Annotated in this window: 11 protein-coding genes and 2 pseudogenes; 8 read left to right on the top strand and 5 right to left on the bottom strand. The window is 70.9% G+C overall.

Features of this window, described 5'->3' with window-relative positions; translation table 11 throughout:
- The 5 genes and pseudogenes from PSH25_RS13030 to PSH25_RS13010 form a co-directional block, all read left to right on the top strand.
- Window positions 1-277, top strand: a pseudogene (locus tag PSH25_RS13030) (DEDD exonuclease domain-containing protein); the annotation flags it as partial.
- Window positions 278-405: 128 nt separating this feature from the next.
- A complete protein-coding gene (locus tag PSH25_RS13025; protein ID WP_238659347.1) occupies window positions 406-2,199 on the top strand; it encodes a RelA/SpoT family protein in 1,794 nt (597 codons plus the stop codon).
- A 53-nt stretch (window positions 2,200-2,252) separates the two neighbouring features.
- Entirely contained in the window at window positions 2,253-2,795 is a 543-nt protein-coding gene (locus tag PSH25_RS13020; protein WP_238659345.1) for an NUDIX hydrolase, read from the top strand.
- On the top strand, window positions 2,792-3,661 hold the full coding sequence (locus PSH25_RS13015; protein WP_238659344.1) for a nucleotidyltransferase family protein: 870 nt from the start codon (window positions 2,792-2,794) through the stop codon (window positions 3,659-3,661). The genes PSH25_RS13020 and PSH25_RS13015 overlap by 4 nt, the downstream gene beginning before the upstream one ends.
- Before the next feature lie 80 nt (window positions 3,662-3,741).
- Window positions 3,742-4,029: an Lrp/AsnC family transcriptional regulator gene (locus PSH25_RS13010; RefSeq protein ID WP_074313163.1), complete on the top strand. Its 288-nt coding sequence runs from the start codon at window positions 3,742-3,744 to the stop codon at window positions 4,027-4,029.
- Window positions 4,030-4,135: 106 nt separating this feature from the next.
- Here the strand turns inward: PSH25_RS13010 and PSH25_RS13005 are convergent, their stop codons facing one another.
- From PSH25_RS13005 to ctaE, 5 genes are all read right to left on the bottom strand, one after another.
- Window positions 4,136-4,825, bottom strand: a complete 690-nt coding sequence (locus tag PSH25_RS13005) for a DUF4142 domain-containing protein (protein WP_238659343.1) — start codon at window positions 4,823-4,825, stop codon at window positions 4,136-4,138.
- Window positions 4,826-5,017: 192 nt separating this feature from the next.
- On the bottom strand, window positions 5,018-6,649 hold the full coding sequence (gene qcrB, locus PSH25_RS13000) for a cytochrome bc1 complex cytochrome b subunit (protein ID WP_238659342.1): 1,632 nt from the start codon (window positions 6,647-6,649) through the stop codon (window positions 5,018-5,020).
- Complete coding sequence (gene qcrA, locus PSH25_RS12995; protein ID WP_238659341.1) at window positions 6,646-7,734, bottom strand: cytochrome bc1 complex Rieske iron-sulfur subunit; 1,089 nt, start codon at window positions 7,732-7,734, stop codon at window positions 6,646-6,648. Before qcrA ends, qcrB begins: the two co-directional genes overlap by 4 nt.
- A 64-nt stretch (window positions 7,735-7,798) precedes the next feature.
- The gene (gene qcrC / locus PSH25_RS12990) at window positions 7,799-8,635 is read right to left on the bottom strand and encodes a cytochrome bc1 complex diheme cytochrome c subunit (protein WP_238659340.1); all 837 of its coding nucleotides are present in this window, start codon (window positions 8,633-8,635) and stop codon (window positions 7,799-7,801) included.
- A 70-nt stretch (window positions 8,636-8,705) separates the two neighbouring features.
- Entirely contained in the window at window positions 8,706-9,305 is a 600-nt protein-coding gene (gene ctaE, locus PSH25_RS12985; RefSeq protein ID WP_091408043.1) for an aa3-type cytochrome oxidase subunit III, read from the bottom strand.
- 108 nt (window positions 9,306-9,413) lie between these two features.
- On the opposite strand from ctaE, the gene PSH25_RS12980 reads away from it, so the two are divergent.
- The 3 genes and pseudogenes from PSH25_RS12980 (at window position 9,414) to trpD (ending at window position 11,916) form a co-directional block, all read left to right on the top strand.
- Window positions 9,414-10,334, top strand: coding sequence for a cytochrome c oxidase assembly protein (locus PSH25_RS12980; protein WP_372492787.1), 921 nt, complete (start codon window positions 9,414-9,416; stop codon window positions 10,332-10,334).
- A 108-nt stretch (window positions 10,335-10,442) separates the two neighbouring features.
- Window positions 10,443-10,838: a response regulator gene (locus PSH25_RS12975; RefSeq protein ID WP_145779657.1), complete on the top strand. Its 396-nt coding sequence runs from the start codon at window positions 10,443-10,445 to the stop codon at window positions 10,836-10,838.
- A 92-nt stretch (window positions 10,839-10,930) separates the two neighbouring features.
- Window positions 10,931-11,916 (top strand): annotated as a pseudogene (gene trpD / locus PSH25_RS12970) (anthranilate phosphoribosyltransferase).
- The last annotated feature ends 171 nt before the right edge of the window (window positions 11,917-12,087 follow it).

The following is a 12,087-nucleotide window of genomic DNA, read 5'->3' as shown; positions in this document are numbered from 1 at the left end:
CGGCGCGGGGGTGTCGCCGCCGGGCGTGCACCCGCGGCCCACGTTGACCACGATCCGGGCCACCGCCGAGACGGTGTCCGGCGGGCACGGTCCGGTGCCGGCCGCCACCGCCGAGGAGTCCGAGCGGATCCTGTCCTGGTTGGAGCGACCGGAGACCCGACTCGTCGAGATGTCCTCCGGTTGGTCCTCCCCGGCGAGTGGCGCGGGCCGGTTCCGTGACCTGCTGGCGAAGGCCGAGAGCGGCGCGTCCCACCAACTCTCGACCGAACGCTCATGACCAACTGACCGATCGGACTACGTCGACTCGCTTAGGCTGTTAGAGAAGTGCAGTCCTGCCCGATTCGTGGGCCTGCTCCCCGCCGCCGGGGTCCGGCGACGCGGAGCCGGGGTGAGGAGGTGTCCCTCGTGGACGTCGACGCCGGACACGGCGCCGCCCTGGGGGGCGCCCTGCCGACACAGCCGGGTGAGCTGCCGCTCGCCCGCCGGTTGCGGTCGCTGCTCAGCTGGCCGACCACCGACTCCGACCCGGTCACGCAACTGGTCCGCACCCACCGGGGCATCCACGCCGGCACCGACCCCGCGGTGCTGCGCCGTGCGTACACCATCGCGGAGAACATGCACCGCGGGCAGTTCCGCAAGAGCGGGGAGCCGTACATCACCCACCCCCTCGCGGTGGCGCAGATCTGCGCCGAGCTGGGAATGGACACCACCACCCTGGTCGCGGCGCTGCTGCACGACACCGTGGAGGACACCCGCTACACCCTCCAGGCGCTCTCCGAGGATTTCGGCGGCGAGGTGGCCCACCTGGTCGACGGGGTGACGAAGTTCGACAAGGCGTTCTACGGCAAGGCCGCCGAGGCGGAGACGATCCGCAAGATGATCGTCGCGGCCGCCAAGGACGTCCGGGTCCTGATCATCAAGCTGGCCGACCGGCTGCACAACATGCGCACGCTCGGGGTGCGTTCCGCGTCGTCGCGGGAACGGATCGCCCGCAAGACCCAGGAGGTGCTGGTCCCGCTCTGTGACCGGCTGGGCATCCAGACCCTCAAGCGCGAGCTGGACGACGTGGTGCTGCTGCACCTTGAGCCCGACGAGCACGCCCGGCTGGCCCGGCACGTGCACGACCGGCCGGGCTGGGACGCGTACCTCGACTCGGTGGTCACCCGGGCCCGCGTGGCGCTGCGCCGCAGCCGGGTCGACGCCGAGGTGAGCCCCCGCCCACGGCACCTCTACTCGATCTGGAAGGACACCATCGCCGGCGGCCACACCGCCCCGTACGACCTGCCCCGCATCGTGGTGGTGGTCGACGGCCCGGCCACCGACTGTTACGCCGCGCTCGGCGCGATCCACGGCACCTGGCGACCGGTGCCCGGCCGTTTCAAGGACTTCATCGCCTCGCCGAAGAACAACCTCTACCGTTCCCTGCACACAAGCGTCTGCGGGCCGCAGGACCGCACGGTGGAGGTGCTGATCCGCACCCAGGAGATGCACCGCTCGGCCGAGTACGGCATCGCCGCCGACTTCCGCTTCCCCCGCTCGGGCAGCAGCAGCGCCGCGGCCCGCGCCGAGCAGTTGGACTGGCTGCGCCGGGTGCTCGACTGGGAGCCGGACGCCGCCGACCCGGCACAGTTCTACGAGTCGCTGCGCTGCGACCTGGCCGAGGGGCAGATCCAGGTCTTCTCCGACGGGCGGCAGGTGGTGCTGCCGGCCGGCGCCACGCCCGTCGACCTCGCGTACGAGCTGGGCAACGACCGGGGCGACCACTGCCTCGCCGCGCGTATCAACGGTCGGCTGGCCCCGCTCAGTTCGGAGCTGGACGAGGGCGACGTGGTGGAGATCTTCACGGAGAACGACGGCGACAACGGCTTCGAGGCCGGTGTGGCGCCGCGCGGCCCCCGCCGGGAGTGGCTGAGCTTCGTCAAGTCGCCGAACGCGCAGATGCAGATCAACAGGTGGTTCGCCGAGCACACCGAGCCGGGCATCACGATCAGCGACAAGGTCCGCCTCGGTCGGGCCACCATCGGGCTCGCCCTGCGCCAGCACAACCGGGGCCTCGCCAGTGACCTGCCGCTGCTGCGCCTCTCCGAGGAGTTGGGCTACCCCGACCTGGAGACCCTGCTGGTCGCGGTCTTCGACCGGGTGATCGAACCGGACACCGTGGTCCGCCAGCTCATCGACCTGGTCGACCACCGGCAGTGACCCGGCGGGGCCCAGCGCGTCCGAAGGACATTCGTGACCACTAGCCTGGAGTCATGATCCCCCGCTCCCGCGCCACCGGTCGGGCCCTCTTTTACCAGGCCTTCTACCGGCTGCCGCTGCCGGTGCGCCGGCGCCTGGTCCGGCTGGCCGTGCCGAAGTACATCGTCGGCGCGGTGACCCTGGTCCGTGACTCCGAGGCGACGGGTGCGGGTCGGTTGCTCATGCTGCGCCAGCCACCCGGCAAGGGTTGGTCACTCCCCGCCGGCCTGCTCAACCGGGGCGAGGCCCCGGTGGTGGGCGCGGCCCGTGAGCTGTTCGAGGAGTCCGGCGTCCGGCTCCCCCCGTCCCGGTTGCGCCCGGCGGTGCCGAACGCGATCGTGCACGCCAAGGGCTGGGTGGACATGGTCTTCGAGACCGAGGTGCCGGCGTCCAGCACCGAGCTGACCGTCGACGGCGGGGAGGTCTTCGAGGCCGCCTGGCACCCCCTGGACGACCTGCCCAAGCTGACCTGGCCGACGGCCCGGCTGCTCGCCTACTACGACATCGGGCCGCTGGCCGGGCAGTTCCCGCCACCGGTGCCCGACGACACCCCGTGACCGGCACGGCCGGTGTGCCGGCCGGACTGTGCGCGGTGGTGCTGGCCGCCGGCGAGGGCACGCGGCTGCGTCCGCTCACCGAACGGGTGCCCAAGGCGCTCTGCCCGGTGGGCAACGTACCCCTGCTGGAGCGGGCGTTGGCGCGGCTGGCCGGCCTGGGTCTGACCGGTCCCGACCGGGTCGCGGTGAACGCCTGCTACCTCGGCGACCAGGTGGTGGCGCACGTCGGTGACCGCGCGCACCTGTCGGTGGAGCCGGGCGACCCGCTGGGCACCGCGGGCGGGGTGGCCAACCTGCGGGACTGGATCGACGGGCGGCCGGTGCTGGTCGGCAACGCCGACGCGTACCTCGCCGACCCGGCTGCTCCCCCGGGCCCGGACGTGGCCGCCCTGCTCGCCGGCTGGGACGGGCACACCGTACGCCTGCTCGGCCAGCCCGCCGCGGACCCGGCAGCGCCGGGCACCTTCGCCGGGCACTGCTTCACCGGCTTCTCGCTGCTGCCCTGGCGGCTGGTCCGGGACCTGCCGGTCGTCTTCTCGGACCTGGTCCGCGCCGTGTGGCGTCCGGCCGAGGCGGCGGGTGCCCTGACGGTGGTGCCCTATCCGGGCACCTTCATCGACACCGGCACCCCGGCCGACTACCTGGCGGCCAACCTGCACGCCGCGGCCGGCGGCGCTCTCGTCGAGGCGTCCGCGACGGTGACCGGCCGCTGCGTGGAGTCGGTCGTCGGCGCGGGCGCGCGGGTGGACGGCGACGTGTCCCGCACGGTGGTGTGGCCGGGCGCGACCGTACGCGCCGGCGAGCGGCTGCGGAACGTGATCCGGGCCGGAAGCGACCTGACCGTGCCCTGCCCCGCCCAGGGCTGAGCCCCGACGGCTCCCGCCTCCGGTTCCAGGCCGGAACATCTAGCATGGGCAGACGACGCCGACGAACGGAGAAATGCCCCGTGATCACCGCGATCGTGCTGATCGACTGCGCCACCGATGCGATCCCCGAGGTGGCGGAGAACCTGGCCAACCTTCCCGGTGTCAGCGAGGTCTACTCGGTGGCCGGGCACGTCGACCTCATCGCCATCGTCCGGGTCCGCGAGTTCGACCAGATCGCCCAGGTCATCGCGGGCAGCATCTCCAAGGTCCCGGGCGTGCTCAACACCGAGTCGCACATCGCCTTCCGGGCGTACTCCCAGCACGACCTGGAGGAGGCGTTCGCGATCGGCCTGGCCAGCGCCGACTGACCCGCGCCGCCGTTCTGGGGCCGGTACCGGCCGCACGGCGGCGGGTGGCGCGCACAGGGCGGCCGGCCCACCCCGTGGGGTGGACCGGCCGTCTGCTGTGGCTACGTCAGCTCTCGCTGGGAGCCGGTACCTCGGTGCTGCCGCCGCCCGGAGCCGGGGACTCGGTGGTGCCACCCGGAGCCGGCGACTCGGTGCCGGTGCCACCCGGAGCCGGCGACTCAGTGCCGGTGCCGCCCGGGCTGGGCGTACCGCTGGCGCTGGTCTGCGGAACCGGGATGCCCAGCTTGTTGGCGAGCGCCACCAACTCGTCGTAGTGCGTCTGCAGCGTCGGAAGCGCCGTCTGCGCCAACTGGACCACCGTCGGCTCGGAGCCCTGCGAGATCTCCGTCTGGGTGGCCTGGATGGCCTGGACGTGGCCGGCCAGCTCACTGGTCACCCAGAGCCGGTCGAACTCCGCACCGCTGGCGTTGTTCAGCTTTTCGATGACCGCCTGCTGATCGGCGCTGGGCTCGTTCGGCAGTTCCACCCCGAGCTGCGACGCGGTCTGCTGCACCGTCTGGTCCAGCTGGGTGTGGTCGGTCTTCAGCATCGCGCCCAGGTCCTTGACCCCCTGGTCCTGACCCTTCTGCTGAGCCAGGTCACCAGCGGTGATCTCGAACAGGTTGACCTGGTGTACCGCCTGCAGGTACTGGGTGTCCTGCGTTGACGGCTGTGCCGCGGCCTGCGCGGCCGCAGCCGGCGCGACACCGACCAGTACAAGCGCGGCCAACAGGCCGAGGCGTTTGATACCCAACATGCTTCCCCCCCTTGAGACGTTGGACCGCACGGATACCCGGCTCACCGGGGTTATTCCTGCGATCGCCCGTCGCGCGGGGTCGACCGGTCCCGCTGTGGCCGTCCGACTCCTGGTCGGATGGGCGGGGGGTGCGGATACGACGGGGCGCCCGCCGGAATCCGGCGGGCGCCCCGTTACGGTGCGATCGGGCGGTCAGCGGCGGCTCTCTCCGCTGGTGATCTCCTCGCGCTCGGGTCGGGCCTCGACCGGCGGGTGCCCCGGCGAGACCGGCGCCTCGACCGGCTTCTCGATCGGGTAGAAGAAGCCCCGGATGGCCGGGCCGAGGGCCCCCAGCCGGTTCATCTTCTTCGGCACGACCCAGCCGACGTAGTCCAGCTGGCCGTAGCCGTCCGCGTGCCCGTTGGACGCGCTGAGCGGCTGGTGCACCTCGACGAACCGGCCGTCCGGCATGCGCCGGATGATGCCGGTCTCCACGCCGTGCGCGAGCACCTCCCGGTCGTGCTGTTGCAGACCCAGGCAGAGCCGATAGGTGACGTAGTACGCCAGCGGCGGGACCACCAGCAGACCGATCCGGCCCGCCCAGGTCATCGCGTTCAGACTGATCTGGAACTTGTCCGCGATCACGTCGTTGGCGCCGGAGAGCGTCAACACGACGTAGAACGCGACGGCCATGGCGCCGACGGCGGTCCGGGCCGGAGCATCCCGGGGACGCTCGAGCAGGTTGTGGCTCTTGCGGTCCTTGAGTTGCCGGGCTTCCAGGAACGGGTACATCGTCGACAGGCCCACCAGGATGCCGGGCAGCACGACCGTCGGCCAGAACAGCGGCGGGATGACGTACCCGTCGCCGATCGGGATGGGGATCTCCCAGGCCGGCATGAGTCGGGTCGACCCGTCGAGGAACATGACGTACCAGTCGGGCTGGCTGGCGGCCGAGACCACCCACGCCTCGTACGGGCCGAACAGCCAGATCGGGTTGATCTGGAACAGACCGCCCATCAGCGCGATGACGCCGAAGACGACCATGAAGAAGCCGCCCTGCTTGAGCGCGTACCGCGGGAACATCCGCTCGCCGACCACGTTGTTGTTGGTCCGGCCGGGGCCGGGCCACTGGGTGTGCTTCTGCTTGAAGACCAGGCCCAGGTGGACGCTGATCAGCGCGACCAGCAGACCCGGGATGAGCAGCACGTGGGCGATGAAGAACCGGCTGATGATGATCGTGCCCGGGAACTCGCCGCCGAAGACCGACGAGGTGACCCAGGAGCCGATCACCGGGATGGACAGCATGATCGCCGAGGCGATCCGCAGGCCGGTGCCGGAGAGGCCGTCGTCCGGGAGCGAGTAGCCGGTGAAGCCGGCCAGGAAGCCGACCCAGAACAGCAGCGAACCGATGATCCAGTTGGTCTCGCGCGGCTTGCGGAAGGCGCCGGTGAAGAACACCCGCAGCATGTGCACGACGATCGCGGCCATGAACAGCAGCGCCGCCCAGTGGTGCATCTGCCGCATCACCAGACCGCCGCGGACGTCGAACGAGATGTCCAGGCTGGAGGCGTACGCGGCGGACATCGGGGTGCCCTGCAACGGCGCGTAGCTGCCGTCGTAGACCACCTCGGTCATCGCCGGCTCGAAGAAGAAGGTGAGGAACACACCGGTCAGCAGCAGCACGACGAACGAGAACAGCGCGATCTCGCCGAGCAGGAAGGACCAGTGGTCCGGGAAGACCTTGTTCAGTAGCTTGCGCAGCGGCGTGGCCACCGCGAAGCGGTCGTCCACTCCCACCGCGGCCTTGCCCGGCGTCGCCGCAAGGTCAAACTTTCGACGCTTCATGGCCGCTCCCAGAAATCAGGCCCGACGGTCTCGGTGTAGTCGGACTTCGCCACGAAGAAGCCCTCGGAGTCCACCTCGATCGGCAGCTGCGGCAGCCGCCGGCTGGCGGGGCCGAAGACGGGCCGGGCGTTGTCGGTGATCAGGAACTGGGACTGGTGGCACGGGCAGAGCAGCCGGTTGGTCTGCTGCTCGAAGAGGCTGGCCGGGCAGCCGGCGTGCGTACAGATCTTGGAGTAAGCGGCGTAGTTGCCCCACATGTAGTCGCCGTGACCGATCCTCTCGTTGGCCCGACGCGACTCCTGCGCGTCTGAGTCTCGGAGATGGATCAGCAGCGTCGGGGAGTCGGCGTGCCGGTTGCTCACACCGTGCTCGATACCGGGGAAGACGGTCAGCTGCCCACCGCTGCTGATGTCCGCCGGGCGGACCGGGCGGCCATCCTCGCGGACCAGGCGGATCCGCTCGCCGCCCTCGGCCGCGGCGAACCCGGTGGTGAACATCTGGTTGTTCTTGTGCGGCTGCGAGATCAAACCGCCGACCAGCGGCGCGGCGGCGACCGCGGCGACCGGCGCGAGACCGGCCAGCAGCGAGATGCCGAGCAGCGGGCGACGCTTCACGCCCAGCTCGTCCGCCATGTAGAGCATGGTCTGGCCGGTGATCGTGCGGCCTTCCTCGTCAACCTGGCCCTCGTGCCGGTCCTGGATCGAGACCTCCTTGGGCAGCAACTTCTTGCCCCAGGTCAGGATGCCGAAGCCGACGGCGAGCAGCGCCACGCCGAGGGTGAAGCCGAGCAGCGGGGTGTAGAACTTGTCGCCGCCCCGGCCCGCCTCGTACTGCCACGGCCACCAGATGTAGATGGCCAGGAAGGCGGTCGCGGCCAGGCCGGTGATCAGGAAGAAGCCGGCGACCACCCGGGTCAGCCGACGCTCCGCCTTGGTGCCCGGCAGCACCTGCGGCTCGTAGTGGACGATCTCGATGTCGTCCCGGCGCGCGCCCTCACGAACGATGTCGAATCGGGTCAGCTTGGGGTCGTTCACGTCGAGCGGCTCCTGGCCCTGGGGGGCCTGGTGCTCGGTGTGGGTGCTCATGCCGTCACCTCGCTACGGGTGGCGCCGAGCGGCACCACAGCACTGAATCGGATGGCCTGCTCGATCACGACTTACCCGCAATCCACAGGCTAGCGAAGACGAGCGCCACGATGCCAACCAGGAAGATCGCCAGGCCCTCGGTGGACGGGCCGTACCGCCCGAGGTTGAACCCACCCGGGTCCTGGTCGTGCTTCAGCGTCTCCTGGATGTAGGCGATGATGTCGGCCTTCTGCTCCGGCCGGAGCTGGTTGTCGCCGAACACCGGCATGTTCTGCGGGCCGCTCAACATCGCCGCGTAGATCTGACGGTCGGTCGCGGGGCGCAGGCTCGGGGCGAACTTGCCCGAGGAGAGCGCACCGCCGCCACCACCGAAGGCGTGGCACTGCGAGCAGTTGATCCGGAACAGCTCACCGCCGGACGCGATGTTGCCGTCCTCGTGGAGGTCGTCGCCGTCGGGCACGACCGGGCCGCCGCCGAGCTCCTGGATGTACTGGGCCAGCTGACGGGTCTGCTCGTCGGTGAAGAGCGGGGGCTTGCGGTGCGCCTGGGCCTCCTGGCGGGCCAGCGGCATCCGCCCGGAGCTGACCTGGAACTCGACCGATGCCGCACCGACGCCGATCAGGCTCGGCCCGCGGCCCTCGACACCCTGGGCGTTGCGGCCGTGACAGGTCACGCAGCTCACGTCGAACAGCGCCTTGCCCTCGGCGGCGGCGCCGGTCAGCTGCGGGTTGTCCTGCGCCTGGGCGCCCGGGGCGAAGACGGTGTAGGCGCCGCCGGCGAGCATCAGCGCGGCGATCAGCCGGACCGCGGCGCCCAGCCGGCGGCGGCCCCTGCTGCGCGCGGCGGGCCGCTCACGCAACCGCGCGAGCAGACCGCGTCGGCGGTCGTTGTCAGAAGTCATGAGCGGTGTCCTTAACCGGTTGGACCTGTCTCAGGGGACGGAGCAGCAGCGCGGAATGTGACGCGCAAGATCACTGGAGCCAGTAGATCATGGCGTACAGCCCGATCCACACGACGTCGACGAAGTGCCAGTAGTACGACACGACGATCGCCGAGGTCGCCTGCGCCGGGGTGAACCGGCCCATGGTCGTGCGGACCATGAAGATGATGAAGGCGATCAGACCGCCGGTCACGTGCAGGCCGTGGAAGCCGGTGGTCAGGTAGAACACCGACCCGTACCCGTCTCCGTTGATCTTGATGCCGTCCGCGACCAGGTGCCGGTACTCGTTCAACTGGCCGAGAACGAAGATCAGGCCCATCACGAAGGTGACGGTGAACCAGCGCCGCAGCGCGTGCACGTCACCCTTCTCCGCCGCGAAGACGCCGAGCTGGCACGTCACCGAGGACAGCACCAGGATCACCGTGAAGGTGGTCGCGTACGGGATGTTCAGCGCCTCGGTGTGCTTCTCCCACTGCTCCGGCGCAGCCGCGCGGATCGAGAAGTACATCGCGAACAGCGCCGCGAAGAACATGAGTTCGCTGGAGAGCCACACGATCGTCCCGACGCTGACCATGTTTGGTCGGGTCAGAGAGTGGATCCGGCTCTTGTCAATGGCTGGGGCCGCAGTCACGCCGTCATTATTGCCCCTGACCGGGGCCGGCGATCAGCGGGGTGGCAAACCCGCGCCTTCCGTGGCCCGAGCGTCAGGGTCCGGTTCGCCTGGCCTAGCCTGAAAAGCGTGCTGCACGTCGATCCGATCTTCGCCGCCACCTCGGCCCCGCCGCCGTTCACCGTCGGCGCGGTGCTGAGCGAGACCCGGCTGGACAGCTGGCTGGCCCTCGGCCTGGTGCTCGCCGCCGGCCTGTACCTCTACGGGGTGCACCGGCTGCGGCTGCGGGGCGACCGTTGGCCGGTCGTCCGTACCGTCTTCTTCCTCGGCCCCGGGCTGGGCGGTATCGCGCTCGTCACGGTCAGCGGGCTGCACGCGTACGACACCGCGCTGCTGTCCGTGCACATGATCCAGCACATGGTGCTGTCCATGGTGGCGCCGATCTTCCTGGCGCTGGGCGCGCCGATGACCCTGGCCCTGCGGACCCTGCCGGTCGGCCCGCGCAAGCGCCTGCTCGCGATCGTGCACAGCCGCGTCGCCCGGGTCTACAGCTTCCCGCTGGTGGCGTTCGCCATCTTCGTGGTCAACCCGTTCGTGCTGTACTTCAGTGACCTGTACCGCTTCACCCTCGAACACGCCTGGGCGCACGAGCTGGTGCACGCGCACTTCATCATGACCGGCTGCGTGTTCTTCTGGCCGCTGCTCGGCCTCGACCCGCTGCCGGGCCGCTGGCCGTACCCGGCGCGGGCGCTGCTGATGCTGCTCTCCGTGCCGTTCCACACCGTGCTCGGCCTCACCATCATGCAGAGCAGCACGCTCTTCGGCGGCGACTGGTACCCGTCGCTCAACCTCGGTTGGGTCGACCCCTGGCAGGACCAGGTGGTCGCCGGCGGCATCCTCTGGGCCGGTGGCGAGTTCGTCAGTGTGACCATGCTCGCGGTGCTGGTGGTGCAGTGGGTCAAGCAGTCCGAGCGGGAGGCCCGCCGGGTGGACCGCGAGCTGGACCGCCAGGAGGCCCGCGAGCGCGCCGCCGACGCCGCGCCCGCCTGAGCTGCCCGGACGGTACGCCCCGACGCACGGCACCGGGCGGGATGTCGGCTACGTCACGCCGACCGGTACGATCTGCGAGCAGCTACGAGGTGGAAGCGGAGTGCCGGCATGAGCGATCGTCTTTGCACCGTTTTGCTCTACAGCGACGACCCGCAGGTCCGTGATCGGATGCGGATGGCCGTCGGCACCCGGCCCGCGCCCGGTCTGCAGATCGAGTTCGTCGACGCGTCGACCTACGCGGAGACCATCCGGCTGGTCGACGACTACGAGATCGACCTGCTGCTGCTCGACGGTGAGGCGAGCCCGGGCGGCGGCATCGGCATCGCCCGGCAGATCAAGGACGACCGGGACGACGCTCCCCCGACCTGCCTGGTGATCGCCCGCGCCGCCGACCGATGGCTCGCCGCGTACGCCGAGGTCGACGCGACGCTGGTGCACCCGCTCGACCCGGTGACCACCGGCGGCACGGTGGCCGAGCTGCTGCGGACGCACGCACCCGCCTGACGTCCCCCGCTCCTCCGGCACCCCCCACGGCGCCGGATCTCCTCGGCGCCGGTTCCAGCCCACCCGCACTTCGCATGCTCGGGAGGCCCGCCATGGGCGATCGGACCTGGCCGCACCTGCTCAACGCGCTGCTGCGCGGTGACGAACTCTCCACCGCCGACACCGCCTGGGCGATGGACGAGATCATGACCGGCTCGGCGAGCGCGGCGCAGATCGCCGCCTTCGCCGTGGCGCTGCGGGCCAAGGGGGAGACTCCCGCGGAGCTGGCCGGCCTGGTGGAGGCGATGCTGGGTCGGGCGGTCCCGGTGGCGCTCCCCGAGGAGTTGCGCCGTACCGCGCTCGACGTGGTCGGCACCGGTGGTGACCTCGCCCACACGGTCAACATCTCCACGATGACGGCGCTGGTGGTCGCGGGCGCGGGCGTCCGCGTCGTCAAGCACGGCAACCGGGCCGCCTCCTCCCTGTGCGGCACCGCCGACCTGCTGGAGTTCCTCGGCATTCCGCTGGATCTCGGCCCGGAGCAGGTCGCCCGCTGTGTCGAGGAGGCCGGCATCGGGTTCTGCTTCGCGGCCCGCTTCCACCCCGGGATGCGGCACGCCGGCCCGGTCCGCCGCGAGGTGGGTGTGCCCACCTTCTTCAACTTCCTCGGCCCGTTGACCAACCCGGCCCGCCCCCGGGCCGGCGCGGTCGGCTGCTTCGACCTGCGGATGGCCCCGGTGATGGCAAGCGTGTTCGCGGCCCGTGGCGACTCGGCGATCGTGATGCGCGGCGAGGACGGCCTGGACGAGTTCACCACCGCCGCGCCGACCCGGGTCTGGGCGGCCCAGGGCGGCACCGTACGCGAGGCCGTGCTGGACGCGACGGACCTGGGGGTACCCCGGGCCACCCTCGCGGACCTGCGCGGCGGAGACGCCGCGTACAACGCGGGCGTGGCCCGTCGCCTGCTGGCCGGTGAGACCGGCCCGGTCCGGGACGCGGTGCTGGTCAACGCGGCTGCGGCGCTGGCCAGGCCGAGGCGATCGACTCCGGCGCGGCCGCCGCGACCCTGGACCGTTGGATCGAGACGGCCACCGCCTGACACCGCCCTCGCCGGACCCGTCGGCGCGGAGATTTGTCGGACCCGTCTGGGAAACTACAGCTGAGTGGTTCTCTGATGCCGTCGGTGCGTCGTTGGCGCAGCCGGGGGTAGGCCGCCTGGGCACGAGAGGAGGCGCCGGTGGCTGATACGGGGCTCCTAGTCCGAGTTGGC

It is taken from the genome of Micromonospora foliorum (genome assembly GCF_022229015.1).
In the GTDB taxonomy this organism is placed as follows: Bacteria; Actinomycetota; Actinomycetes; order Mycobacteriales; family Micromonosporaceae; genus Micromonospora; species Micromonospora foliorum.
This window is presented reverse-complemented; position numbering and strand designations above follow the sequence as displayed.